This window comes from Ensifer sp. Root278, assembly GCF_001429285.1.
Lineage (GTDB): Bacteria > Pseudomonadota > Alphaproteobacteria > Rhizobiales > Rhizobiaceae > Ensifer.
Genome location: NZ_LMJJ01000040.1, coordinates 154,810 through 179,287, shown reverse-complemented (window position 1 = coordinate 179,287; position 24,478 = coordinate 154,810). Strand labels below are relative to the sequence as shown.

The window sequence follows — 24,478 nt, the reverse complement described above, 5'->3', positions numbered from 1 at the left end:
CCGGATGGTTCGCAAGGAAAAATCTCGCACGACAGCGGAAAATTGGCGGCAAAGACGCCGCAAACGCCACGCTTATCGGTCAAGTGGCACGCCATGGAACGAAAACAGCGCCCCATTCCTCATTTTTAGCCACCGCGCATTTACAGTTCGTTGACCTCTGGCAGCCACTTTGGTGCCAGGCGCAACATGTTTGAGCGTATGCGCCCACTCCAAAACTGCCCGCGTCCTGCGGGCATTTTTTTTGCTGTACCGGTCAGGGCTCAAAGAGAGCCGGCGCGATGAATGCTCGCCATCCGGCCTTCAACCTTCAACCGTAATGTGGCTTCTGGAACAGGCACAATTACTGGCTGTCGATAACCTGGCGCAACAACCCCAACATGTTTCGTTCTCCACATTTCAGGCAGCCGATTTGGAGAGAGATGAATGGTGGGCCCGGAGGGACTCGAACCCCCAACCAAGCGGTTATGAGCCGCCGGCTCTAACCATTGAGCTACAGGCCCACGCTGGATCTGCAGGCGTCCTCAAAACGTACCGATTCGAGGATAAGACATGCAGCAACTCTAAGTACTACAGCAACCTTTGCGCCTCTGATAAAAACGCGTGGCACCGTAGTGATCCAGGTGCGCGAACCAATGGCAGTTCGCGGTGGCAATGGCTCTAGCCGAAAACCTTTTTGCCGACAAGCCATTGCCGCAATGCTCACACAATCGCCGAGCATGAAGACGCCAGGGACGGAACAACCGGAGAGACATAGACCATGATTTCCACACGCACTGCCCGCACGCTTTCGATCGCCGCTTTTGCCGCCGCTTTTGCCGGTGTAGCCGCCGCTCAGGCGCAGGAGACCGACAAGGACAAGGCAACCATCGTCGTTGCCGGCGAAGGCCGCGCGACGGTCGCGCCCGACATGGCGGTCCTGCAGCTCAGCGTCGTCAAGGACGCCAAGACCGCCCGCGAAGCGCTGGACGCCAACAACAAGGCCATGGCCGAAGTGCTAAAGGCGTTGAGGGCCGACGGCATTGCCGATCGCGACCTGCAGACGAGCGGCTTTTCGGTGAACCCGCAATACAACTATCCGACCAATACCGACGGCGGCAATCGCCCGCCGGAGCTGATCGGCTACCAGGTGGTAAACGGCGTCAGCGTCCGCGTGCGTGACCTCGCCAAGCTCGGCGAAATCGTCGACAAGTCGGTGACGCTCGGCGTGAACCAGGGCGGCGGCGTGCAATTCACCAACGACAAGCCGGAAGGGGTCATCACCGAGGCGCGCAAGGCGGCGGTCGCCGACGCCATCGTCAAGGCGAAGGTTCTCGCCGAAGCTGCAGGCGTCTCGATCGGCAAGATCCTCAACATCTCAGAACAGGGCTTCCGTCCCGAGCCGGTCCCGATGATGCGCGCCGGCATGGCCAAGGAATATGCCGCCGATGCCGTGCCGGTCGCAACCGGCGAGAACAGCTACAACGTCACGGTCAACGTGACCTTCGAAATCAAGCAGTAAGCTTGCAAGGCCCGCCGCAACCGCGTGGGCTTTCACCTAATCCTCGCCCCTGGTGCCGGAGATCGGCGCCGGGGGCGAAGTGTTTTTGGGCGGCACGCCGAGTGTGCGCCTGCGGATGTGTGTGGAGGTGCGAAGCAGGTATTGCCGCGGTTGCGGCTACCGACAGTCCGACCGCCAAAGGAAGCCTTTGGGTCGAAACCGGCTCGCCCCACGCACGGTCATCCTCGCCCTTGAGGCGAGGATCAAGACCGTCATCGATGTGCGCGTCGGCGCGGGTCAGGCTCGAGGATGGTGCTCGAGGAGAGGCGTTTTCCCAAAATAGCTGGCAGAGGGGCCGCCTCGGAGCGCGTGCCTGGGCATGACCACCCGTTGGCAAAAACGAAAAAGGCCCCCCATGCCGAAGCATGAGGGGCCATTCTTCCGCCGGACGGGGGAGACAAGGCGGGAAGATTTGTTACCAGCGACCGATCGTCGGGCAGCCGCGGGCGTTTGCGAAGACGATCGTCTGGCGGTAGCCGTGGCGGCGGCCTTCGACGACGACGCGGCGCGGCGTGACGTCGGCGACATAGGCGCGGCGCAGGCCGCGATCGCGGGCCTTGTCGACGGCCATCCACGGTGCGCAGCGGCCGCGGCGATCACGATCCCAGTGGCGGTCACGGCCGCGGCCGCGACCCCAGTCGCCTTCGTCACCGTAGCCGCCGTTATAGTCGCGGTACTGCACGTCGTCGCGGTACTGCACGTCGACGCCCGGGCCGAAGCCGAACTCGATCGAGTCCGCCGAAGCGGTGGAGGCTGCACCAAGCAGGCCAGTCAATCCAATGACGACTGCGGCTGCGGCGTTAAAAAAGCGGTTCTTCATGACATCTCTCCAGGCTTGAAGGGTTCAATGGGGCAATCACCGTCCCAAGCGATTGAGCAAAGGATAGGTTTCCCAAGCTGAACGACAGCGGAACCTGGTGTTCACGGGAGGTTCAGAATGCCGGAGCGCGATCCGCCCCTCTTGGCGCGAGATTCGCCTTGCAAGGAAGGCGGTCACACGGAGCGCTTGTGAATGATAAGCTACTGATCCAAAATGACTTCTTGCGATCAAGACGCGCAACGAAGCGGCTCGGAACGCAAGGAGCAAATCGCCCGCACGATCATCGCGGCAAAGGCAAATCAGGCGCCGCCGGGATGGCCGCGCCCAAACAACGCCGAGGTATCTTCTGGCGTCGAAGGTGGTGGTCAGCCGATTCGCGGGCAACCATAGGCATTGGCGAAGACGACCCGGCTCAAATACCCGCGGCGCCAACCGACCACGACGACACGGGAATGGGTGACCCGCTCGACCCGGGCGCGTTGGAAGCCCAGGCGCCAGGCCCTGCGCAGTGCTTCGCGCGGCGAGCAGTAGCCGCGATGGCGAACGAGATCGACGTCGCCACGCTCCATCGTCGGCAGCGGCATCCGGGCCGCAGCCTCCGCCGGCAGGCTCGCGAAGCTCGTCACGGCGAGCGCAACCGCCAGAACCGAATTGCGAAACATGGCTTTCATGGATCTTCTCCTGGTCAACGCAAAACAACAATCCGGTCGGCAACCGGTGCCCTAGGATAGGCGGCTCGCGCGCGCCTGCCATCGTAAATTTCCGCCATCGCGCGTTTCTGTCAATCCGAGCTCTCGTCAGCCGGCAAGCGCCCGTTCGAAAACGCGGATGTTGCGATAGTGGCTGAGGCGGGTGATGGCGCCGTCTTCGATCTCGAAGATCAGCACGCTTGGAATGGAATAGCTCTGGCCGGACGCGGCGGGGAAGCCCTCCATCGTTTCGCGATAGGTTCCGCGCGCCGTCAGGTCCGCCGCCACCCGCTGGCCGAAGGCATCGCGCATCAACACCACATCGCCGAACTGTTCGTCGAAACGGCGCAGATAATTCATCAGCCAGGCGCGCAAGGGGCCAACGCCGACAGTGCGCTGGCCGGTCAGCGAATCGAGCTCGACATCCTCATGGACGAGCCGAGCCAGCGCCTCGAAATCACGTTGGTTCAGCGCTTCGATGAAGCGATTGGCAATGGTCTGTGCATCCGTCATCCTGTTCCTCTCCGACGCCGCGCTGTCGCCCTTTGGTCTCCATGCTCTAACTAGAACGGATCCCGTTCCGGTCAATTGCGCCCTGTCGCATCGATCGGACAGGCATCAAGCGCCAAGGTGCAGCACGATCTCGCGGCGGTGCGGCCGGTCGCGATGTTCGAAGAGGTAGATCCCCTGCCAGGTGCCAAGCAGCATACGACCACGGGCAACGGGAATGCCGAGCGAAACCGGCGTCAGCGCCGCCTTGATATGCGCCGGCATGTCATCCGGTCCTTCCTGGGTGTGCACGACCCAGCTCATCGAGGGATCGGAGGATGGCGGCACCAGACGGCGGAAAAAGGCGTCGAGGTCGCGCCTCACATCCGGGTCGGCATTTTCCTGGATGAGAAGCGAACAGGACGTGTGCCGGACGAAGACGGTCAAAAGCCCCTCGCCGTCCGTATTGGCCCGCACGAAGGCGGCCGCCTCGTCCGTGAACTCGTAGAGCCCCTGGCCGCGTGTGGAAATGGTGATGCTCGTCTGCGGCATGTCGATCTCCAGCCGGCAATTGCACCGGCTGCAAGGCAGGTGCAACGCGTTGATGTGCCCAACGCTTCTACCCCTGGACCGTTCCCGGTCCAAGGCAGTGACCGCAGGAAAAAGGCAACGCGCCGCTACATCTCGAGGAACGTCTGGAAGCCGCCATAGATCATGCGCTTGCCGTCGAAGACTTCCTTCCAGGCATCGCCCTGCAGCCGCGGATCGGCCATCACCTTGGCGACGATCGTGTCGCGGTCGGCGCGGGACTTATAGGCGATCCACGAGAAGACCACGGTCTCGTCGTCCTTGGCCTGCACCGAGCGGGGGAAGGACGTCACCTCGCCATAGGGCACGTCATCTGCCAGGCATTCGTTGTAGGAGAGCGCGCCATACTCCATCCAGACATCGCCGGCCGCCTTGGCCATCGCCTTGTACGCCTCGATATTCGCCTTCGGCACGGCAACGACAAAACCATCCACATAGTTCATTGAGAAATCCTCCTTGGTTCTTTCGACCAGCATAGGACGCTCGGGGCATAAAGGTTCCGACACCAGTTCCAATTTTTTTTAAGCGGCGCCTGTCGGAACGGGCATCGCCCGTTCGTCCTTAGTTGGTACCAATCACCACGGGAGACATATCCATGCAGAAGATCACGCCCTTTCTCTGGTTCGACGATCAACTGGAGGAAGCCATCGGCTTCTACACCTCCATCTTCCGCAACGCCCGCGTTACCGACATCAATAAGGGACCTGATGGCAGGGCCTTCACCGCGAGCTTCGAACTCGAGGGGCAGCACTTCATGGGGCTGAACGGCGGCCCGCATTTCAAGTTCAACGAGGCGGTATCGTTTTTCGTGCGCTGCGCCGACCAGACGGAGGTCGACTACTATTGGAGCCGGTTGCTCGAAGGCGGCACGCCGCAGCATTGCGGCTGGCTGAAGGACAAGTTCGGCCTTGCCTGGCAGATCATTCCCGACGCGCTGATGCGACACCTCAGCGATCCCGATCCGGCACGCGCCGCCCGTGCCCAGCAGGCGATGATGGGCATGATCAAGATCGAGGTCGCCGAACTCGAGCGGGCCGCGGCCGGCTAAAGCAATTCCAGCTAAAGTGTGAAACGGTTTTGCGTCCGGAATTGCGTAAAAAACAGCTGGAGAGTTTCCGCGGGCCCGTTTTTGACCGGAAACGCTCTAGCTGCCGCAGCCGCGTAATTGCCGATTGTAGATCGAAGCCATGCCGGCCGCCCGCTTGGCGCCGGTCTTGGCCGTATCGCTCCAGTTGCCCCGCGCATAGCCCGCGTGGCCGTGGTAATAGGCGACGTAGAGCCGGTAGGCGTCGTTGAGCGCGATACCGTTCTGCTGTGCGCTCTCGCGGTGATACCAGGCAATGAAGCGGATGGCGTCGCCGAAGTCCGAGCGTCGCGCCGCCCAGCGGCCGGTCTCGCTCTGGTAGCGCGCCCAGGTGCCGTCGAGCGCCTGGGAATAGCCGTAGGCCGTCGAAACGCGCGTCCAGGGGATGAAGCCGAAGAGCTTGGTGCGCGGCGGCCGCGCATTATGGCGGAAGCCGGACTCGGTATAGATCGTCGCCATCAGGATCGGCACGGGCACGCCGTATTCGCGCTCGGCGCCATAGGCGGCACGGCGCCAATTGTTGAACAGGCCATCTCGCTGCTCGAAAACCGCACAGGCATTCCGGGTGTCTCTCGGCACCGTTCCGCAGCCGGCCAGCAACAGGAGGACGACGACAAATACGCAACGCATCGCAGAACCTCGGGTTTCCGAGAGATTGATAAAGTGTAAACGTTAAGGATCTCTTTTGATTCAAAGGCGAACGATCGGGAGAACGGCATGGCGATGTCACGAATGCTGCTGCCGCTTCTCTTCGCCGCGGGCCTTGGCGGTCCCGCAAACGCCGGCGACATCGGCCGGCTTTATCAGAGCGACGCGATCGTCACCGGCACCGGCGAGATCAACCGGCAGATCGGCTTTCGCGAATGCCTCAGTGAAGTTTTGGTCAAACTGTCGGGTGATCCGACGATCCTCGACGCGCCCGGCTTCGCAGCGCTGGTGGCTGAGGCCGGCAGCTTCGCCTCGTCGTTTTCCTACCGCGACCGGCTCGAAGGTATCCCGATCCACGACGAACAGGGCACTCACGATCGGCCGCACGATCTCACCTGCCGCTACGCGCCGGCGACGATTGACCCGCTTCTTGCAAAGCTCGGTCGAAAGCCATGGCTTGCGCCCCGCCCGGTGATCGCCGTACTGCTGGCGGTCGAGGATCAGAGGCGCCGTTTCGTGCTGGCGCGCGACGGCGACGAAAGCCCCTATATGGCCGACTCGCTCCGCGCGGCCGCGACACCGCTGGCGCTCTCGGTCACCCTGCCGGACAGGGCGACCGTCGCCGGTGGAAAGCTGGACTTTGCCACGATATCGCAAGCGAGCCTGGAGAGCTTCGCCAGGCTCGCAATGCCGAGCGAGGGGGACGTGACGCTTGCGGGCACACTGGTCTGGTCCGATCAAGCGCGCGGCTGGAACGTCAATTGGCGGATGCTGTCCGCCGGTAAAAGCTATGAATGGCAGGTCAGCGGCGTCAGCTTCGACGACGCTTTCCGCAATGCGCTACGCGGAGCGGCCCGCATCCTCTCCGGAAACGGGTCGCCCTGAGCAGATCCAGTATCGCTGGCCGTTCAGCCTATCCGAGCGAGGCAATCAGTTCGCGATAGGCTGCCTCTGGAAATGCCTTGAGCGTGGTCGAGCGCACATTGCCGGCCATGCCGAGCGTGAGGGCGAAGCGTGCGGCGATCGCGTCATCGGGTGCCTCGACGACGGCCACCATGTCGTAGTCGCCCATGGTCAGAAAGAAGTGCTTGAAGGAGCCGCCCATCTCGCCGAGCACTTGCCTTGCCGCGTCGAGCCGTTTCGGAGACTCGCGCACATTCTTGACGCCCTGCTCGGTCCAGTTGAGGAGCATGACATAAGTGGTCATCCTACACCTCCACGGGGGCACGCTTCACGCCCGCGGTGCGATTGCTCCCGCGACTTAGACGGGGTGCCCCAGATTGCTGCGAAAGCGCGACTATACTCCTGGGCGCAGAGCCTCACAATAAATCGCTTGGGTGAGGCCGAAACGAAAAAGCCGGGCGATCGGCCCGGCTTTCTCGGTTTTCTGTGAGGCGTGCGGCTTAGCTGTCCAGGAACGAGCGCAGCTTGCGGATTGCTTAGCTGTCCAGGAAGCTTCTCAGCTTCCTGGAGCGGCTCGGATGCTTGAGCTTCCGGAGCGCCTTCGCTTCGATCTGGCGGATACGTTCGCGGGTGACCGAGAACTGCTGGCCGACTTCTTCGAGCGTGTGGTCGGTGTTCATGCCGATGCCGAAGCGCATGCGCAATACGCGCTCTTCGCGCGGCGTCAGCGAGGCGAGAACGCGGGTGGTCGTCTCGCGCAGGTTCGCCTGGATGGCGGCGTCGATCGGCAGCAGCGCGTTCTTGTCTTCGATGAAGTCGCCGAGGTGCGAGTCTTCTTCGTCACCGACAGGCGTTTCGAGCGAGATCGGCTCCTTGGCGATCTTCAGGACCTTGCGCACCTTTTCGAGCGGCATGGCGAGCTTTTCGGCCAGCTCTTCCGGCGTCGGCTCGCGGCCGATCTCGTGCAGCATCTGGCGCGAGGTACGGACGATCTTGTTGATCGTCTCGATCATGTGCACCGGAATACGGATCGTGCGGGCCTGGTCGGCGATCGACCGGGTGATCGCCTGACGGATCCACCAGGTGGCGTAGGTCGAGAACTTGTAACCGCGGCGGTACTCGAACTTGTCGACCGCCTTCATCAGGCCGATATTGCCTTCCTGGATCAGATCGAGGAACTGCAGGCCGCGGTTGGTGTATTTCTTGGCGATGGAGATGACGAGGCGCAGGTTCGCTTCGACCATCTCCTTCTTGGCGATGCGCGCTTCGCGCTCGCCCTTCTGCACCATGGAGACGATGCGGCGGAACTCGGCGATCGAGATACCGGTTTCGGTGGCGAGATTCTGGATCTCCTGGCGAATGTCGCGGATCGTCTGGTTTTCGCTCTTGGCGAATTCCTTCCAGCCCTTGCCGGCCAGGTTGCTGATCGACTTCATCCAGTTCGGGTCGAGTTCGGCGCCCGAATACTGTTCGAGGAACGAGTCGCGCTTGACGCCGTAGGATTCGGCAAGCCGCAGCAGGCGGCCTTCGTTCTGCATCAGCCGCTTGGAAATGTCGTAGAGCTGCTCGACCAGGCTGTCGACGCGGTTCTGGTTGAGCGACAGCGACTTGACCGCCTTGATCAGTTCGTCCTTGAGCTCCTTGTAGCGGCGCTCCTGAGCGGGCGAAAGCGTGCCGGTCGCAGCAAGGCGGGCTTCCACCTGCTGGTCCTGCAGCTTGCGCAGCTTCTTGTAGGTCTCGGCGATGATGTCGAGGGTTTCCATGACCTGCGGGCGCAGTTCCGCTTCCATGGCGGCGAGCGAGAGGTTCGACTCGTCGTCGTCTTCCTCTTCCTCCTCGGTCGGCATGACATCGCCGCCGACATTGGTGATGTCGTCGTCGTTGGCGGCCGTGCGCACCTTGCGGGTCTTTTCCTTCTCCTCGGCAGCCTTGCGGTCAGCCTCGATCTTTTCCGGGCTCTGGAACTGCGGAGCAGCCTTGGCCTCAGGACCGGAATAGGTGGTTTCGAGATCGATGATCTCGCGCAGCAGCGTCTGGCCTTCGTTCAGTTCGTCGCGCCAGATGATCAGCGCCTGGAACGTCAGCGGGCTCTCACAGAGACCGGCGATCATCGTCTCGCGGCCAGCCTCGATGCGCTTGGCAATCGCGATTTCGCCTTCGCGGGACAGGAGTTCGACCGAGCCCATCTCGCGCAGATACATGCGGACCGGATCGTCGGTACGATCGGTCGGTTCCTTCTTCTTGCTGGTCGCAAGCGCCGTGCCGCTGGAAGGGGCGAGTTCGCCGCCTTCGCTCTCGCCGTCGTCGTCGCTCGCCTCGTCGTCACCGCCGCCGGCAGCCTCTTCGGCTTCCTCGTCCTCGATCACGTTGATGCCCATGTCGGACAGCATCGCCATCGTGTCTTCGATCTGTTCGGAGGTGACTTCCTCGGACGGAAGGACGGAGTTGAGCTCGTCCATCGTCACGTAGCCGCGCTTCTTGGCGGCCTTGATCATCTTCTTGACAGCGTCGTCGGAAAGATCGAGAAGCGGACCGTCCGGAGCACCTTCGCGTTCTACGTCAGCTTCTTCGTTTTCTTTGACTTTGGTTGCCATTTAGTTCGTCGCTTTCCTTGTCGCAACCGGCGTGAGCCCGGTGCAAATGCCGCTCGAAGGTTCGGGCACGCCGCGTACCCGCCACCGAATCATTTCCCCTGACGTAACGGGATGATGTTTAATTCCTGTTTAACCACGAATGCGATCGTGGCAAAGCGGGCAAGCTTCGACAGTCCTGCCACTGAAACGCCTCTGGCATGATTCCCTAACCGCCGTGTCATTTCGCCATTTCTTATTCGGAAATGGTGATTCCCAGAATTTTCGATCCCGTCAAGCATTTCCGCTGAAAAACCGGCTGATTCGGCAAAAATCACCGTTCCTATCGCTTTTTGGGGTTTATCAGCTTCCGCTGAAGATGTAGGCGCTGCCTGCCAAAAGACAAGGGTGCCCCCGATTTAATCGGCAAGGTCCCGTTGTGCCATATCCGCATCGCAACCAGGGCTTCATCTTTTCCCTGCTCCTAAACCGAACGACCGTCGTATTTGACGATCCTGACCGCCTCCAGATCGAACTCCGGCAGGCAGCGCAGGTTGATCGCCGCCATCTTCCCATGCGGCCCCTCACCTTCGCCGAAAGGGGCGATGCCGCAGGTATCGCAAAAATGATGCTGGATGACATGCTTGTTGAAGAGATAGGTCGAGAGGTCCGTTTCCGGTGTCTTCATCGTCAGCCTGTCTCGGGCCACGAAAGCGAGCAGCCCGCCGCGGCGGCGGCATAGCGTACAATTGCAATCGACCGCCTCGGCGAAGTCCCCTTCCACCTCGAAGGCGATCTTGCCGCAATGGCAGCTTCCCTCATAACGCATGCACCGATCTCCCCTTTTCCGCCAACAACCCTTTCGATCTCCGGCCAAGATAGAGCGACAGAGCGTCCAAGCAAGCGGGTTTGCGAGCGGTGATATCCGCGCAAATCCATTCCCCGAGAAGCCCATTTCAGACGGAAATTCGCAAGATTATTCCGGTTTCTCGCTTGCGCCCGACCCGATCGCGGACGACCTTCGCCGCCGATCTCATGGAGGCTCAAATGCTCATCAAGGAAACCGACGCCATGCGCGTGCTATCGATCGCGCGGCGCCTCACCATTCCCGACGTCAAAAGTGAAAGCGCCGCGCTGGCGCCTGTCATCGAGGCGGAGATGGAACGCTCTCGCCTGGCACCCGCGGGGCCCTGGATTTTCATCGCGCAGAACCTGCCGAAAAATGCCAAGACCCTGTTCGACTGGCGCATCTGCCGCCCGGTCACCGGCGGTGACGACTATGGCGGCGACCTTGACCTGATCGATCTGGAACCGATCATGGTGGCGTCCGCCCGGCATCAGGGGCCGATGCGCAGCCTCTTTACCCAGGGCTACGCACCGCTCGTCGGGCAGATCGAGATGAGCAGGCACAATTTCTCCGGCGAGAGCCGCGAGATCTATCATCGCTGGACGGGCCAAGGCGCCCGCTACCACGAGATCGAGATCCAGTTCGGCCTCGCCAACTGAGCCGCCCCAGCGCCTTACCAGTCCATCACCACCTTGCCGGAGTTGCCGGAGCGCATGGCCTCGAAGCCGTCGCGGAATTCGTCGATCCTGATGCGGTGGGTGATGACCGGGGATAGATCGAGACCGCCCTGGACGAAGGCGATCATCTTGTACCAGGTCTCGAACATCTCGCGRCCGTAGATGCCCTTGAGGTTGAGCATCTTGAAGATCACCTTGTTCCAGTCGATCTCGAARCCGGCCGGCGCRATGCCGAGGATGGCGATCTTGCCGCCATTGTTCATCTTGTCGATCATGTCGCGGAAGGCCGGTGCCGCTCCCGACATCTCCAGCCCGACATCAAAGCCCNATGCCGAGGATGGCGATCTTGCCGCCATTGTTCATCTTGTCGATCATGTCGCGGAAGGCCGGTGCCGCTCCCGACATCTCCAGCCCGACATCAAAGCCCTCGGTCATGCCGATCGCCTTCATCACGTCGGCGAGGTTTTGCTTCGAGGCGTCGACGACGTAATCGATGCCGACGCYTTTGGCGAGCGCSAGSCGCGTCGGGTTGATGTCGGTGATCACCACCTTGCGCGCACCCGAGCGCTTGGCAACCAGTGCCCCCATGATGCCGATCGGCCCGGCGCCGGTGACGAGCACATCCTCGCCGACGAGATCGAAGGACAAGGCCGTGTGCACGGCATTGCCGAACGGATCGAAGATTGCCGCGATCTCGTCCGGCACGTCCTCAGGGATCGGCACGACGTTGTATTCCGGCAGGCAGACGAACTCGCCGAAGGAGCCCGGCCGGTTGACGCCGACGCCGAGCGTGTTGCGGCACAGATGCCCACGGCCGGCGCGGCAGTTGCGGCATTTGCCGCAGACGATATGGCCCTCGCCCGACACCCGCTCGCCGACATGGTACTTGGTGACGGCCGAGCCGACCTCGGCGATCTCGCCCATGAACTCGTGGCCGACGACCATCGGCACCGGGATGGTCTTCTGCGCCCACTGGTCCCAGTTCCAGATGTGCACGTCGGTGCCGCAGATCGCCGATTTCTTCACCTTGATCAGCACGTCGTTCGGGCCGATCTCCGGCACCGGCACCCGCTCCATCCAGAGGCCTTCTTCCGGCTTCGATTTGACCAGCGCCTTCATCATGTTCGTCATTATAGCCTCCACCAAACCTTCTCTGGGGCTTGCCCCTCATCCGGCTGCCGCCACCTTCTCCCCGTCACCACGGGGAGAAGGGACCTGTGGCAACCTTCCATCCCCTCTCCTGCGAGCCGTAAAGCACGTCCCCTCTCCCCGCCTGCGGGGAGAGGGTTAGGGTGAGGGGCAAACTCGCCCTTCCCTCGGATCGGGCGAACTCTCCGTTCCGTTCGCTCAGATCACGCCAAGCTCGCGGCCAACCGCTTCGAAGGCGGCGATCGCCCGGCGCACGTCGTTCTCGCTGTGGGCYGCCGACATCTGCGTGCGGATGCGCGCCTGSCCCTTCGGCACCACCGGGAASGARAAGCCGATGACATAGACGCCCTTCTGCAGCATGCGCGCCGCCATCTCCTGGGCGAGCGCCGCATCGCCGAGCATGACCGGGATGATCGGGTGCCCTTCGCCGGCGAGCGTGAAGCCGAGTTTCGACATCTCGGTGCGGAACAGGGTGGCATTGGCATAGAGCCGCTCACGCAGTGCATCGCCGTTYTCGATCAGGTCGAAGACCGTGAGCGAGGCGGCGGCAATGACCGGCGCCAGCGTGTTGGAAAACAGATAGGGCCGCGAGCGCTGGCGCAGCCACTCGACGACCTCGGCCTTGGCCGAGGTGTAACCGCCGGAGGCGCCGCCGAGCGCCTTGCCGAGCGTGCCGGTGATGATGTCGATGCGGCCCTCGACGCCGCAATGTTCGGCCGAGCCGCGGCCRTTCTTGCCGACGAAGCCGACCGCATGGCTGTCGTCGACCATGACCATGGCGCCGTATTTGTCGGCGAGGTCGCAGACGCCYYSSAGRTTGGCGATGATGCCGTCCATCGAGAACACGCCGTCGGTGGCGATCAGCTTGAAGCGACTGCCCTCCGCCTTCTTCAGCTCCTCCTCCAGTGCTGCCATGTCGTTGTTGGCGTAGCGGAAGCGCTTGGCCTTGGAGAGGGTCCTCTTCGCCAAGCAGCGTTTCGAACAGGCCGCCATTGGCATCGAAGCAGGAGGAATAGAGGATGGTGTCTTCCAGGCCGAGGAACGACGAGATGCGGGCCTCGAGTTGCTTGTGCTCCTCCTGCGTGCCGCAGATGAAGCGCACCGAGGCCATGCCGTAGCCGTARCGGTCGAGCGCCTGTTTGCCGGCCTCGGCGAGTTCCGCGTTGTCGGCAAGGCCGAGATAGTTGTTGGCGCAGAAGTTGAGCACGCGGTCGCCCGAGGCGACCTCGATCGCGCCCGCCTGCTTCGAGGTGATGACACGCTCCGACTTGTAMAGCCCGGCCGTCTTCAGGCCCTCGAGTTCAGAACGAAGATGGGACAGAAAGGCTGAAGTCATGGCGCTCTCGCTCACAGAAAACATCGCGTTCCTGACGAGTATCATGACGGCTTTCGACTTGCAGCAAATTCCAGCGCGCCGAGGAGGCCGGCGCAAAAACGACAGGGCATTTCACGGCGAGATGGCGTGAGGGATATATTGTGTCGCCGCAGGCGCGCTCACGGACATATTCCTTCGCCGCGTCAGCACCCGCCGTGCGCGAACTCACCCGTCCACATACCCGTCGATGACCGCCAGGAACGCTTCGCCGTAGCGCTCGCGTTTGCTTTCGCCGATGCCGGGGATGTCGAGCAGTTCGTCGAAGTCCCGCGGGCGCTCCTTGGCGAGCGCGATCAAGGTCGCGTCGGGGAAGACGACATAGGGCGGGACGTTCAGCTCCTTGGCGATCGAGAAGCGCTCGGCACGAAGGAGTTCGAACAATTCGAGGTCCGAACCGGCGAGATCGGCGCGCTCGCGCTGCGAGCCCGATTTTGCCCCCCGTGCGGCCTTGCCCGAGGTCGGACGGTCCTTGCGGAAGAACACCTGGCGTTCGCGCTTGAAGACGGCGCGCGCATCCGGCTCCAGCTTCATCGCCCCGAAGGCAGCATGATCGACGCTGATCAGCCCCGCCGCCAGCAACTGCCGAAACACCGATTGCCAGGTACGGGCAGGAAGATCCTTGCCGGCGCCGAAGACGGGCATCTCGACATGGCCGAAACGCTCGGTCTTTTCGTTGACCGTCCCCATCAGCACATCGACCACATGACCGGTGCCGAAGCGCTCGCCGGTGCGATAAACGGCGGCAAGCGCCTTGATCGCCGCTTCCGTGCCATCCCAGGTTTCGACCGGTTTCAGGCAGGTGTCGCAATGGCCGCAGCGCCCGGGATGGGCTTCGCCGAAATGCGCGAGGATCGCCTGGCGGCGGCAGCCGGCGGTCTCGCAGATCGCCAAGAGCGCGTTGAGCTTGCCGCGCTCGATGCGCTTGATGTCGTCGGCCGCCCCGCCCTCGTCGATCATCCGGCGGCGCTGCAGCACGTCGGCCATGCCATAGGCCATCCAGACCTCCGACGGTTGGCCGTCACGGCCGGCACGCCCGGTCTCCTGGTAGTAGGCCTCCACCGATCCCGGCAGATCGAGATGGGCGACATAGCGCACATCGGGCTTGTCAATGCCCATGCCGAAGGCGACGGTCGCGACAAGGCAGAGGCTCTCTTCTTTCAGAAACGCGTCCTGATGCTTGTCTCTGAGCGTCCGGTCCATGCCCGCATGATAGGGCAGCGCCCGGATACCCTGGGCATTCAGCCATTCGGCCGTGTCCTCGACCTTGGCACGCGACAGGCAATAGACGATACCGGACGAACCCTTGAAGCGCGAAAGGAAGCGTAGCAGTTGCTGGCGCGGCTGGTCGCGCTCGACGATTTCATAGGCGATGTTCGGCCGGTCGAAGCTGGTCGTGAAGACCTTGGCATTGGTCAGCGCCAGCCGTTCGACGATGTCGTCGCGCGTATGCGGATCGGCAGTGGCCGTCAGCGCGATGCGCGGCACGCCTGGATAACGCTCCGCCAGCAACCCGAGCGCGCGGTACTCCGGGCGAAAATCATGGCCCCATTGCGATACGCAATGCGCCTCGTCGATGGCGAAGAGCGCGATGCGGGCATCGCCGAGGAGATCGGCGAAACCATCCGTGACGATCCGCTCCGGCGTCACATAGAGAAGGTCGAGCGTGCCGTCATAGATCTGTCGCCGCACGGCGATCGCTTCCTCGCGGGTCAGCGACGAGTTGAGGGCCGCAGCATTGACGCCGAGCTGCTTCAACGCCTCCACCTGATCGCGCATCAGCGCAATCAAAGGCGAGACGACCACGCCGAGCCCGGGACGGCAGAGCGCCGGGATCTGGAAGCAGAGCGATTTCCCGGCGCCGGTCGGAAAGAGAACGACGGCGTCGCCGCCGCCGGTCACGTGCTCGACCACTTCCTGTTGTCTACCGCGAAAGGCGGAATAACCATAGACGCGCTTCAGCACATCGAGCGGCGCCGGGCCGGCGTCGTCGAAGAGATGGCTGGCAGCGCTTGCGGCGCGCTTCGCCCTTTCGACAAACTCCATCACGTCTCCTTCACGGGAATCACTGCCTGCAATCATCGCAAGATGCGACCGCAATGCCATAGCCGTCAGGGCAAATGAAGAGAACGCCGTGATAATCCCGCGTGATCAGCAGGCTTTTCAAGGTCGGGGATTGAGCTTTTGCCAGCTTGACCTTGCCAACGCAGCAGTACTTTAGTGGCTCCCAAAAATCAGGAAGTCATCATGGCGAACATTTTAGCGGCGAGCGGCGGCGTCAAGCAGATCATCTGCATCAACTGGGGTACGAAGTACGGCGCTCCGTTCATCAACCGGCTTTATGCCATGGTGGCGCGCAACATCACCCCGCCCTTCACCTTCACCTGCTTCACCGACAATTTCGAAGGACTGCGTCCGGAAATTCTCTGCGAGGACCTGCCGCCGCTCAACATCGCGGACATGCCCACGAACACGCCGGGCATCTGGCAGAAGTCGCGGCTCTGGGGACCGAAGCTCGCTAATCTCCAGGGCCCGGTTCTCTTTCTCGACCTCGACATCGTCATCGTCGGATCGCTCGATTCCTTCTTCGAGGTCGGCGAACCCGACGACGTGATCCTCGCCAGAAATCAGACAACGCCCTTCGAGCGCCTCGGCCAGACCTCGCTGTTCCGCTTCCCGGTGGGCAAACTCGTGCCCCTGCAGCAGAAGTTTGGCGCCAATCCTCAGGCGATTGCCGACGAGTATCGCTTCGAGCAGCGTTTCGTCACGCGCAATGCGCCCGGTGGCGTGAAGCTCTTCCCAAGGCGCTGGGTCCTGCATTACCGGCAGGACTGCCATTGGACCTTCCCGCTCAACTATTTCTTCACACCGCGCCTGCCGGCCGATGCGCGTGTGGTGCTTTTCCCGCGCAGCCTGCTGCCGCAACATGCGATCGACGGACAATATGGCTATCGCGGACGCGTCGACACGCCGCTTGGACATATTCGCCGCCTGTTCAACGGCGACCGCCGCGAGAAGAACCCGTTCCGCTACCTGCGCCACTATATCCGCCCTGCTCCATGGGTGGCCGAACATTGGCGCGAATAGTCGGCGTTCTGTTAAGATCGGGCAGGATTTCAGCGTGGCAGCGTGAGTTTTTAGATTAACGCGCCGCCGGCCCCTTCACGCGACCGGAAAGCACCCCGAAACCCTCGATGATCGCCTCCTGGTTCTCAAGACGAGTCACTTCGAGCTGCACTTCCTGAAGCGTGCGCAGCAGTTGCGGCACCGCTTCGAGGTCGCCTTCCTCCGTCGCATGCGCAAGCTCACGCTCGAGTTCACGCCGCTGCCAGTGCAGCGCCTTGGACCGCTGGTGCAAAGCCAGAGCCTGCAGATAACCTTCGCGCGCATCCTCGGGGGCTGCAGCCGTCGTCGCGGTCCAGAGCCGCGCATAGCGGATCTGCTGGTCGATCGCGGCGAGCAGTGCGCCGAAGCCTTCCCCATCCAGTTGCTCGATCAGGCCTTCGCGCGTCAGGCGCGGCCCCTGCGCGGCAGCAGCATTGAGCACCGCCGCCCAGCAGCGCTGCAGGTCGCGATGGTCGAACTCGATCGTCGAGATTTCGTCATACTCGTCGAACAGCAGCTGCGGGTGGTTGACGATGGTGAACGCCAGCACGCTTTCGCGTAACTCTGGCGGCCTCGTTGAGCGGTCAGCTTTCAACAACTGATTAAGCTTCGAACTGGCAGCAGTCCCCGCCTCGACAATAGCGCCCTTCAACGCGTCCGCGGGCTGCATCGACCGTTTGCCCCCTACGCGGCCGCCGCCACGCTCGAATGGGCGACGCTCGCCCCCCCGCCCCGATCCCGACGATTGCAGGAAGGCGTTCAGCCGGTCGCGCATGTCCTGGCCGTAGTGGCGGCGCACGCTTTCGTCGGCGATGACGGAAGTGACCTGCTTCAGCCGCGCTTCGAGCTCGGCGCGTTTCTCAGGCGTGTCGAACGATCCACCCTGGATCTCGCGCTGCCAGACCATGTCGGCAAGGGATCGCGCATTGGCGAGCACCTTGTCGAAGGGCGCGCGACCCTCGTGGCGCACCAGATCGTCCGGATCCTTGCCGTCAGGCAGCATCGCGAAACGCACCGAGCGGCCAGGCTTCAGGTGCGGCAACGCCAGGTCGACGCCACGATTGGCGGCACGGATGCCGGCGCCATCGCCGTCGAAGCAGAGCACCGGCTGCGACGTCATCTTCCAGAGAAGGTCGAGCTGGTTTTCGGTCAATGCCGTGCCGAGCGGCGCAACCGCGTTCTCGACGCCCGCCTGGTGCAGCGCGATCACGTCCATGTAGCCTTCGACGGCGATGATCGTTCCGGCGGCATCGTCCGGCCCGGCGTCACCCAGGCGGGCGGCCCCTTGCGAGGCCCGGCGGGCGCGGGCGAAATTGTAGAGCACGTTGCCCTTGTGGAAGAGCTCGGTCTCGTTGGAGTTCAGATATTTCGCCGGCGCATCCGGAGACATCGCGCGACCGCCGAAGGCGATGACCTTTTCGCGTGACGACAGGATCGGGAACATGATGCGGTCGCGGAAACGGTCGTAGGAAACCGGCACATCGGGCCCGTGCACGACGAGACCGCAGGCTTCGATCTGCTCCTTGCCGATACCCTTGCCAGCGAGAAATTCCTTGAGCGCGTTGCGGCTGTCGGGCGCAAAGCCTAGGCGGAAGGTCTCGATCGTGCGGCCTGTCAGGCCGCGTTCGCGCAGATAGGCGCGGGCCTTGGCGCCGCCCGCGGTCTGGAGCTGATCCTCAAAAAACGCGGTCGCCAGCTCCATGACGTCGAGAAGGCTGGTGCGCTCTTTCTCGCGCCGCTCGGCCTGCGGGTCGGGCTGCGGCATGGCAACGCCCGCCATGTCGGCGATCTGCTGCACGGCCTCCGGGAAGCTCAAGCCTTCGAGATCGGTCAGGAAGCGAAAATGGTCGCCGGAGACGCCGCAGCCGAAACAATGGTACCGGCCCTTGCGATCCTCGCAGTGGAAGCTCGGCGACTTCTCCCCATGGAAGGGGCAGCAGGCCCAATAGTCGCCGCGCGAGACATTGGTCTTGCGCCGATCCCAGGTGACGCGTTTGGCGATCACGTCCGAAATCGGCACGCGATCGCGTATCTCGTCGAGAAAGGATGGTGAAAAGCGCATGAAAACCTCTGGTCGATCTTCCATATAGGCGGCAAGGCCGCTGGACGCCACAACAGTGATCCGGCTTGCCCGCTATTCACAGGACGGAAACGGGATTCACGCCCGCTTCCACAACCAAAAGACGCAATTGAGATCTTCCAAGGACCAAAAGTAGAGCTTGACTCGCCGAAGGTGAATGGCATCAATTCGGCGTCCCGAACTGGAACACCCATCATGGCCATCGCCGTCGAAGCGCTCGCGTCCAGTCCCGTCTTCTTCAGCACCGTGCTGGATTACGCCCGCGGCATGGTCTCCATGTATGGGGATAACCCGCGCCTCGCTTCGATCTTTGCCTCGCAGCAACGCTGGCTGATGGCCCCAATCCGGCCCTGCCCTCCATCACGACCGCGATCCCCAAGATCTGTCGAGCGGCCTCTATAGCGGTCGTTTCATCAACTATGTCGTCGCCAACGATATCGCCAGCCGCAACACCGCGGATCGATCGCGCGTTCGAAAACGAAATCCTTGCGAACGCCGAGGAGGCGACGCCCGTCACCTATGGCCGGGCGTGCGCAGTTACTTGAACGAGCTCTTACTTGAGCAGTTCCTTCACGAGACCGGACGCCTTGGCGAAGTCCATCTGGCCCGGATAGCGCTCCTTGAGCACGTTCATGCACTTGCCCATGTCGCGCAAGCCTTGCGCGCCGGTTTCCTGGATCACCGAGGCGCAGAGTTCACGCACCGTCTCTTCCGGAAGCTGGGCCGGAAGGAACTGGTTGATGATCACGATTTCCTGGCGCTCCTGCTCGGCAAGCTCCGGCCGGCCGCCCTCGTCATAGATGCGGGCCGACTCTTCGCGCTGCTTGATCATCTTGGCGAGGATCTGCAGGATGTCGTCGTCGCTGACCGGGTCCTTGCCCAGGCCACGATTGGCGATGTCCCGGTCCTTGATCGCCGCCTGGATCAGCCGCACGGTCGAGGTACGCCGTGTGTCCTTGGCTTTCAGGGCTTCCTTCAGTGCGTCAGCGAACTGGTCGCGCATGTCCATACTCCATGTCGAAACCGGCCCGCGGTGCTCTGCCCGGAACCGGCTCGAAACCATCATTGTTGTCGTCGTCTTAAACCAGTGTGACAGGCGCAATCAAACGGAATACGCAACCGCTTGAATTAAAAGGAATTTTATTTCCTGACAATTCACAGCGGCCGGTTGACCCGGATCAGCGCTTTGGCTATTTTCCCGCACCTGCACGACATCGGCATGAGAGCACTTTCCGCGGGGATTCCGCGCGTCCATGCCTGAGCACATGAAATGGCGATCGACCGCCGGGCTTTCAAGCCCCGCTTCACGCCGCAACGGGATAGGAACGATGACCGCGACACCCGCATGGACCAATGAAAAACCAACCGCACTGCTCGTTCTGGCCGACGGCACCGTGATCGAAGGCAAGGGCATCGGCGCGACCGGCAAGGTGCAGGCGGAAGTCTGCTTCAACACGGCGCTGACGGGCTATCAGGAAATCCTGACGGACCCCTCCTATCTCGGCCAGATCGTCACCTTCACCTTCCCGCACATCGGCAATATCGGCGCCAATGACGAAGACATCGAAGACCTGACGCCGGCAGCACGCCACGGCGCGGTCGGCGTCATCTTCAAGGCCGACATCACCGAGCCGTCGAACTACCGCGCCGTCAAGCACCTCGACGCCTGGCTGAAGGCCCGCGGCATCATCGGCCTCTGCGGCATCGACACCCGCGCGCTCACCGCCTGGATCCGCGAAAACGGCATGCCGAACGCCGTCATCGCCCATGACCCCCAGGGCGTCTTCGACATCGACACGCTGAAGGCCGAAGCCAAGGCCTGGAGCGGGCTTGAAGGCCTCGACCTCGCCAAGGTCGCGACCTCGGGCCAGTCCTCGCGCTGGGACGAGAAGCCCTGGGTCTGGGACGAGGGCTATTCGACGCTCGGCGAAACCGATGCCGCCTACCATATCGTCGCGCTCGACTATGGCGTGAAGCGCAACATTCTGCGCCTCTTCGCCGGCCTCAACGCCCGCGTCACCATCATGCCGGCTTCGACCAGCGCCGACGAAGTTCTGGCGCAGAAGCCGGATGGCATCTTCCTGTCCAACGGCCCGGGCGACCCGGCGGCAACCGGCGAATATGCCGTGCCGGTCATCCAGAACCTGCTGAAGAGCGATATCCCGGTCTTCGGCATCTGCCTCGGCCACCAGATGCTGGCGCTGGCCCTCGGCGGCAAGACCGAGAAGATGCACCAGGGCCACCACGGCGCCAACCACCCGGTCAAGGATCACACGACAGGCAAGGTCGAGATCGTCTCGATGAACCACGGCTTCGCGGTCGATTCGAAGTCGCTGCCGGAAGGCGTTGAAGAGACTCACATTTCGCTCTTCGACGGCACGAACTGCGGCCTGCGCGTCGCCGGCAAGCCGGTCTTCTCGGTCCAGCACCACCCGGAAGCCTCGCCCGGCCCGCAGGACAGCCACTACCTCTTCCGCCGCTTCATGAACCTCGTGCGCGAGAAGAAGGGCGAGCCGGCATTGGCCGAGCGCTAAGCGCAACAAACATTCGGACAAAAGGCCCGCCTCGCGCGGGCCTTTTCTTTGGCGACAGGGCATCGGCCGATATCGCCAATCGTGTCCGCCAAGGCGGGAGGACAGCTCGTCGTCTTTGTCTGTCAGCCGTCGGCGAGACGCTCGGCGATGAAGTCGACAACCGCCCGGACCGACGGGAGCTGGCCGCGGCGATGCGGCATCAAAAGCGTCGTCGTGACCAACCCCGCCTGCCAGTCGGGCAGCACCCGCACGAGGCTGCCATTGTCGATCTCGGCATGGCAGAGCTTGCGCGGCAGCGCGGTGATGCCGAGCCCGGAAAGCGCCGCCTCGAGGAGAACGCGGGACTCGTCCGCGACAAAGCGCGGCTCGGGGCGCACAGAGACCGGAACGTCGTCCTCCCGGCGAAGCGTCCAGCCATCGCTTGCGAGCGACGTGAGCAGACCATCGTGGTCCTTGAGTTCATCCGGCTCGGCAGGCGTGCCGCGCCGCGCGAGGTAGCCGGGTGCTGCCACCAACCAGATCACTTCGGAGGCGACCCGCCGCTGGACGAGACCGGAATCGGGCAAGGGCGCGAAATGATCGCGCACGGCGATATCGAAGCCTTCCTGGATCAGATCGACGAAGCGGTCGGTCGCATGCAGCACCACCCGCATCTTCGGATAGGCAAGAGCCAGCTGAGGCAGCAGCCCCGAAAGCGTCATCTGCGCCGTCGGCACCGAAGCTGTGATGCGCACCGTGCCGCTTGGTTCTGCAAGCCTGCCCTTGACCACGGCTTCAGCCGCTTCCGCCTCGATCAGCATCGCGGCCGCATGGCGATAGAAGTCCTCGCCGATCTCGGTCACCGTGAAGCGGCGGGACGTGCGGTTGATGAGCCGGACGCCAAGCATCTTCTCAAGCTCCGCCACGCGCTTGCTGAGCGTCGATTTCGGCACGTTGAGCACACGCGCAGCCGGCGCGAAGCCCCTATGGTCGACCACATGGGCGAAGATGATGAAGTCGTTGAGATTGCGCATCGCGGCTCCCGATGTCCACGCCTATGGATGACATGTCCGTATTTGGCCAATTTTCAAAAGGCCGTCCACAAATTCATCGCCCCGCATTGAAACCGAATATCCAGGGAGAGGCTGGGCCCCTTCGCAATGCTGACCCGCTGACGGATGAGGTCACGGACGTGACTTGCGGTTGACCCTTCGCCGGGCTTCGCGCATCCTCCCGTGCAACTGGAGGTGACGATGATTACAGGTCCACAGTGCCGCGCCGCCCGGGCGCTGATCGAAATCTCGCGCGAGATGCTGGCAAGCTTTTCAGGTGTCGACGAAGACACGATCCTCAGGTTCGAACGCAAGCTCGAGACGCCCAGCGACGAGACAATCCTATCGCTGAGGCATGCACTCGAACATGCCGGCGCAGTGTTTCTGCCGGAAGGCGAACGCGGCATCGGCGTGCAGCTGAAGTTCACGCGCTCCGAGGCTCGCCGCCTCTCGATCCTGGAAAGCGAGGGTGGCGTCGTCGGCGACGACGAGGTTCCCGGTGCGTGAATTTCTGACAAAATTTCAATGCCTTGGCCGATCCGCCTGAATAAGATTGGCCACCGCTTGAATCGATCTGCGAACAAAAAAGCCCGCCGTTTCCGGCGGGCTTTTTGTGATGCGATTGCCAGCGCTTACTTGCAGGCGGCGCAGAAACGCTGGATGCGGCGGCAAGCCTCTTCGAGCTGAGCTTCCGAGGTTGCGTAAGAAATGCGGAAGTTCGGGCCGAGACCGAAGGCCGAACCATGCACGACGGCAACGCCTTCGGATTCGAGCAGCTCGGAGACGAAATCTTCGTCCGTCTCGATGACCTTGCCCGACGGCGCGGTCTTGCCGATCAGGCCGGCGCAGGACGGGTAGACGTAGAAGGCGCCTTCCGGCGTCGGGCACGCAATGCCCTTGGCCTGGTTCAGCATCGAGACGACCAGATCGCGGCGGCCTTCGAAGATCTTCTTGTTCTCGGGGATGAAGTCCTGCGTGCCGTTCAGCGCCTCGACGGCCGCCCACTGCGCGATCGAGGTGGCGCCCGAGGTCTGCTGACCCTGGATCATGTCCATGGCCTTGATGAGCTGAAGCGGACCGGCAGCGTAGCCGATGCGCCAGCCGGTCATGGCATAGGCCTTGGAGACGCCGTTCATCGTCAGCGTGCGGTCATAAAGGCCGGGCTCGACTTCGACCGGGGTCGCGAACTTGAAGTCGCCATAGGTCAGGTGCTCGTACATGTCGTCGGTCAGCACCCAGACATGCGGATGCTTCATCAGCACGTCCGTCAGCGCCTTCAGTTCGGCATGGCTGTAGGCAGCGCCCGACGGGTTGGACGGCGAGTTGAAGACGAACCACTTGGTCTTCGGCGTGATCGCCTTGTCCAGGTCCTCCGCCGTGAGTTTGAAGTTGTTTTCCTGGGTGGCCGAGACGAACACCGGCGTGCCGCCGCACAGCGCCACCATTTCCGGATAGGAGACCCAGTAGGGCGCCGGGATGACGACTTCATCGCCCGCGTTCAGGGTCGCCATGAACGCGTTGAAAAGAATCTGCTTTCCGCCGGTGCCGACGATCGTCTGGGCGGCGGTGTAATCAAGGTTGTTCTCGCGCTTGAACTTCTTGGCGATCGCTTCGCGCAGTTCCGGAATGCCGGAGACCGGCGTGTACTTCGTCTCGCCGCGGTTGATCGCGTCGATCGCCGCCTTCTTGATATTGTCGGGCGTATCGAAGTCCGGCTCCCCGGCGCCGAGGCCGATCACATCGCGGCCTTTCGCTTTCAGCTCGCGGGCTTTCTGCGAAACGGCGATAGTGGCGGAAGGCTTTACACGGGAGAGGGCATCGGCAAGGAAGGCCATGGGTGAAGGTCCTGATCGTTTCGAGACGAGGTGATCGCTACGGAACGTAAAAAGCCAGGCTCCATAGCGGTTAGGTCTATGTCGAAAGACGCCCGGTCTTGCAAGCGCCGGAACGGCAAAAACGCCGGAAACGCGGGCAAAAAGCGTCACCATGACAAAGTTTCATGAGTGCGATCAGCGTTGTCGATCGCCAGTCGCGATCCCGAGGCGATCCTCGCCCACAAGTCCAGCGCCGAAAAAAGGAATTATGGCGGTCGTTTGAACGGCCACGAAACGTATCAGTCGGAAACGGTTCTTGATCGCGATTTATTCAAAAAAATCAGCGGCGTTCGGCATTTTTTGAAATGCCATAATTTGGCCATCACAACTGTCGCGGTCCGCCGCAATTCCGTCCTGCAACAGCCGGTTTCCGGGCCTTTTCTTCGATCATCCGAACACATTCGCATTACGGGGGTTATGCAATGTTTCTCGACGACGAAATCGCCTCATTGAAGACCGGGCAGAACGAAGCACGCTGGGG

General features: G+C 62.5%; 23 protein-coding genes, 1 tRNA gene and 2 pseudogenes. 8 read left to right on the top strand and 18 right to left on the bottom strand.

What is annotated here, in order from left to right:
- Positions 1-424: 424 nt before the first annotated feature.
- Positions 425-500: transfer RNA gene (locus tag ASE60_RS22695), tRNA-Ile, on the bottom strand.
- Between the two features lie 257 nt (positions 501-757).
- On the opposite strand from ASE60_RS22695, the gene ASE60_RS22690 reads away from it, so the two are divergent.
- The gene (locus tag ASE60_RS22690; protein ID WP_057253203.1) at positions 758-1,498 is read left to right on the top strand and encodes an SIMPL domain-containing protein; all 741 of its coding nucleotides are present in this window, start codon (positions 758-760) and stop codon (positions 1,496-1,498) included.
- 454 nt (positions 1,499-1,952) lie between these two features.
- On the opposite strand, the gene ASE60_RS22685 is transcribed toward ASE60_RS22690, so the two are convergent.
- The 5 genes from ASE60_RS22685 to ASE60_RS22665 all read right to left on the bottom strand — a co-directional run bounded on the left by ASE60_RS22685 (position 1,953) and on the right by ASE60_RS22665 (position 4,566).
- Positions 1,953-2,357 (bottom strand): hypothetical protein, encoded by a 405-nt coding sequence (locus ASE60_RS22685; protein WP_057253202.1) that lies wholly within the window; start codon positions 2,355-2,357, stop codon positions 1,953-1,955.
- A 365-nt stretch (positions 2,358-2,722) separates the two neighbouring features.
- Complete coding sequence (locus ASE60_RS22680) at positions 2,723-3,028, bottom strand: hypothetical protein (protein WP_057253200.1); 306 nt, start codon at positions 3,026-3,028, stop codon at positions 2,723-2,725.
- Between the two features lie 126 nt (positions 3,029-3,154).
- Positions 3,155-3,559: a ketosteroid isomerase-related protein gene (locus ASE60_RS22675; RefSeq protein ID WP_057253198.1), complete on the bottom strand. Its 405-nt coding sequence runs from the start codon at positions 3,557-3,559 to the stop codon at positions 3,155-3,157.
- Positions 3,560-3,664: 105 nt separating this feature from the next.
- Positions 3,665-4,087 carry a secondary thiamine-phosphate synthase enzyme YjbQ gene (locus tag ASE60_RS22670; RefSeq protein WP_057253197.1) on the bottom strand — a complete coding sequence of 141 codons (423 nt, stop codon included), beginning with the start codon at positions 4,085-4,087 and terminating at the stop codon, positions 3,665-3,667.
- 125 nt (positions 4,088-4,212) lie between these two features.
- Positions 4,213-4,566 carry a DUF1428 family protein gene (locus ASE60_RS22665; RefSeq protein ID WP_057254348.1) on the bottom strand — a complete coding sequence of 118 codons (354 nt, stop codon included), beginning with the start codon at positions 4,564-4,566 and terminating at the stop codon, positions 4,213-4,215.
- 152 nt (positions 4,567-4,718) lie between these two features.
- On the opposite strand from ASE60_RS22665, the gene ASE60_RS22660 reads away from it, so the two are divergent.
- Positions 4,719-5,171, top strand: a complete 453-nt coding sequence (locus ASE60_RS22660) for a VOC family protein (protein ID WP_057253195.1) — start codon at positions 4,719-4,721, stop codon at positions 5,169-5,171.
- A 96-nt stretch (positions 5,172-5,267) separates the two neighbouring features.
- Here the strand turns inward: ASE60_RS22660 and ASE60_RS22655 are convergent, their stop codons facing one another.
- Positions 5,268-5,837 carry a hypothetical protein gene (locus ASE60_RS22655; RefSeq protein ID WP_057253193.1) on the bottom strand — a complete coding sequence of 190 codons (570 nt, stop codon included), beginning with the start codon at positions 5,835-5,837 and terminating at the stop codon, positions 5,268-5,270.
- Between the two features lie 87 nt (positions 5,838-5,924).
- Here ASE60_RS22655 and ASE60_RS22650 point away from each other — a divergent pair, with 87 nt between their 5' ends.
- Positions 5,925-6,740: a DUF2066 domain-containing protein gene (locus ASE60_RS22650; protein WP_112996858.1), complete on the top strand. Its 816-nt coding sequence runs from the start codon at positions 5,925-5,927 to the stop codon at positions 6,738-6,740.
- A gap of 28 nt (positions 6,741-6,768) precedes the next feature.
- Here ASE60_RS22650 and ASE60_RS22645 read toward each other — a convergent pair whose 3' ends face one another.
- The 3 genes from ASE60_RS22645 to ASE60_RS22635 all read right to left on the bottom strand — a co-directional run bounded on the left by ASE60_RS22645 (position 6,769) and on the right by ASE60_RS22635 (position 10,157).
- A complete protein-coding gene (locus tag ASE60_RS22645) occupies positions 6,769-7,062 on the bottom strand; it encodes a GYD domain-containing protein (RefSeq protein ID WP_057253192.1) in 294 nt (97 codons plus the stop codon).
- 232 nt (positions 7,063-7,294) lie between these two features.
- Positions 7,295-9,352 carry an RNA polymerase sigma factor RpoD gene (gene rpoD / locus ASE60_RS22640; RefSeq protein ID WP_057253188.1) on the bottom strand — a complete coding sequence of 686 codons (2,058 nt, stop codon included), beginning with the start codon at positions 9,350-9,352 and terminating at the stop codon, positions 7,295-7,297.
- A 460-nt stretch (positions 9,353-9,812) separates the two neighbouring features.
- A complete protein-coding gene (locus ASE60_RS22635) occupies positions 9,813-10,157 on the bottom strand; it encodes a GFA family protein (RefSeq protein ID WP_057253186.1) in 345 nt (114 codons plus the stop codon).
- A 218-nt stretch (positions 10,158-10,375) separates the two neighbouring features.
- Between ASE60_RS22635 and ASE60_RS22630 the strand changes: the two genes are divergently transcribed.
- Entirely contained in the window at positions 10,376-10,834 is a 459-nt protein-coding gene (locus ASE60_RS22630; protein WP_057254344.1) for a hypothetical protein, read from the top strand.
- Between the two features lie 14 nt (positions 10,835-10,848).
- Here ASE60_RS22630 and ASE60_RS35830 read toward each other — a convergent pair.
- The 4 genes and pseudogenes from ASE60_RS35830 to recQ form a co-directional block, all read right to left on the bottom strand.
- Positions 10,849-11,179 (bottom strand): annotated as a pseudogene (locus tag ASE60_RS35830) (zinc-binding dehydrogenase); the annotation flags it as partial.
- A 1-nt stretch (position 11,180) separates the two neighbouring features.
- Positions 11,181-11,983, bottom strand: an 803-nt coding sequence (tdh, locus tag ASE60_RS22625; protein WP_244495685.1) for an L-threonine 3-dehydrogenase, incomplete at its 3' end; no start/stop codon positions are given.
- 216 nt (positions 11,984-12,199) lie between these two features.
- Positions 12,200-13,337, bottom strand: a pseudogene (locus ASE60_RS22620) (glycine C-acetyltransferase).
- A 204-nt stretch (positions 13,338-13,541) separates the two neighbouring features.
- On the bottom strand, positions 13,542-15,419 hold the full coding sequence (recQ, locus tag ASE60_RS22615; RefSeq protein WP_057253185.1) for a DNA helicase RecQ: 1,878 nt from the start codon (positions 15,417-15,419) through the stop codon (positions 13,542-13,544).
- Positions 15,420-15,617: 198 nt separating this feature from the next.
- Between recQ and ASE60_RS22610 the strand changes: the two genes are divergently transcribed.
- Positions 15,618-16,460: a hypothetical protein gene (locus ASE60_RS22610; RefSeq protein ID WP_057254342.1), complete on the top strand. Its 843-nt coding sequence runs from the start codon at positions 15,618-15,620 to the stop codon at positions 16,458-16,460.
- Between the two features lie 55 nt (positions 16,461-16,515).
- On the opposite strand, the gene dnaG is transcribed toward ASE60_RS22610, so the two are convergent.
- Entirely contained in the window at positions 16,516-18,540 is a 2,025-nt protein-coding gene (gene dnaG / locus ASE60_RS22605) for a DNA primase (RefSeq protein WP_057253182.1), read from the bottom strand.
- A 571-nt stretch (positions 18,541-19,111) separates the two neighbouring features.
- The gene (locus ASE60_RS22600) at positions 19,112-19,561 is read right to left on the bottom strand and encodes a GatB/YqeY domain-containing protein (RefSeq protein ID WP_057254340.1); all 450 of its coding nucleotides are present in this window, start codon (positions 19,559-19,561) and stop codon (positions 19,112-19,114) included.
- A gap of 325 nt (positions 19,562-19,886) precedes the next feature.
- On the opposite strand from ASE60_RS22600, the gene carA reads away from it, so the two are divergent.
- Positions 19,887-21,092, top strand: a complete 1,206-nt coding sequence (gene carA / locus ASE60_RS22595) for a glutamine-hydrolyzing carbamoyl-phosphate synthase small subunit (RefSeq protein WP_057253181.1) — start codon at positions 19,887-19,889, stop codon at positions 21,090-21,092.
- Positions 21,093-21,214: 122 nt separating this feature from the next.
- Here carA and ASE60_RS22590 read toward each other — a convergent pair whose 3' ends face one another.
- Positions 21,215-22,105 (bottom strand): LysR substrate-binding domain-containing protein, encoded by an 891-nt coding sequence (locus tag ASE60_RS22590; RefSeq protein ID WP_057253180.1) that lies wholly within the window; start codon positions 22,103-22,105, stop codon positions 21,215-21,217.
- A 219-nt stretch (positions 22,106-22,324) separates the two neighbouring features.
- On the opposite strand from ASE60_RS22590, the gene ASE60_RS22585 reads away from it, so the two are divergent.
- Complete coding sequence (locus ASE60_RS22585; RefSeq protein WP_057253179.1) at positions 22,325-22,630, top strand: helix-turn-helix transcriptional regulator; 306 nt, start codon at positions 22,325-22,327, stop codon at positions 22,628-22,630.
- A 125-nt stretch (positions 22,631-22,755) separates the two neighbouring features.
- Here the strand turns inward: ASE60_RS22585 and ASE60_RS22580 are convergent, their stop codons facing one another.
- A complete protein-coding gene (locus ASE60_RS22580; RefSeq protein WP_057253175.1) occupies positions 22,756-23,958 on the bottom strand; it encodes a pyridoxal phosphate-dependent aminotransferase in 1,203 nt (400 codons plus the stop codon).
- A 180-nt stretch (positions 23,959-24,138) separates the two neighbouring features.
- Between ASE60_RS22580 and ASE60_RS35065 the strand changes: the two genes are divergently transcribed.
- On the top strand, positions 24,139-24,450 hold the full coding sequence (locus ASE60_RS35065; RefSeq protein WP_143032948.1) for a hypothetical protein: 312 nt from the start codon (positions 24,139-24,141) through the stop codon (positions 24,448-24,450).
- Positions 24,451-24,478: the final 28 nt, after the last annotated feature.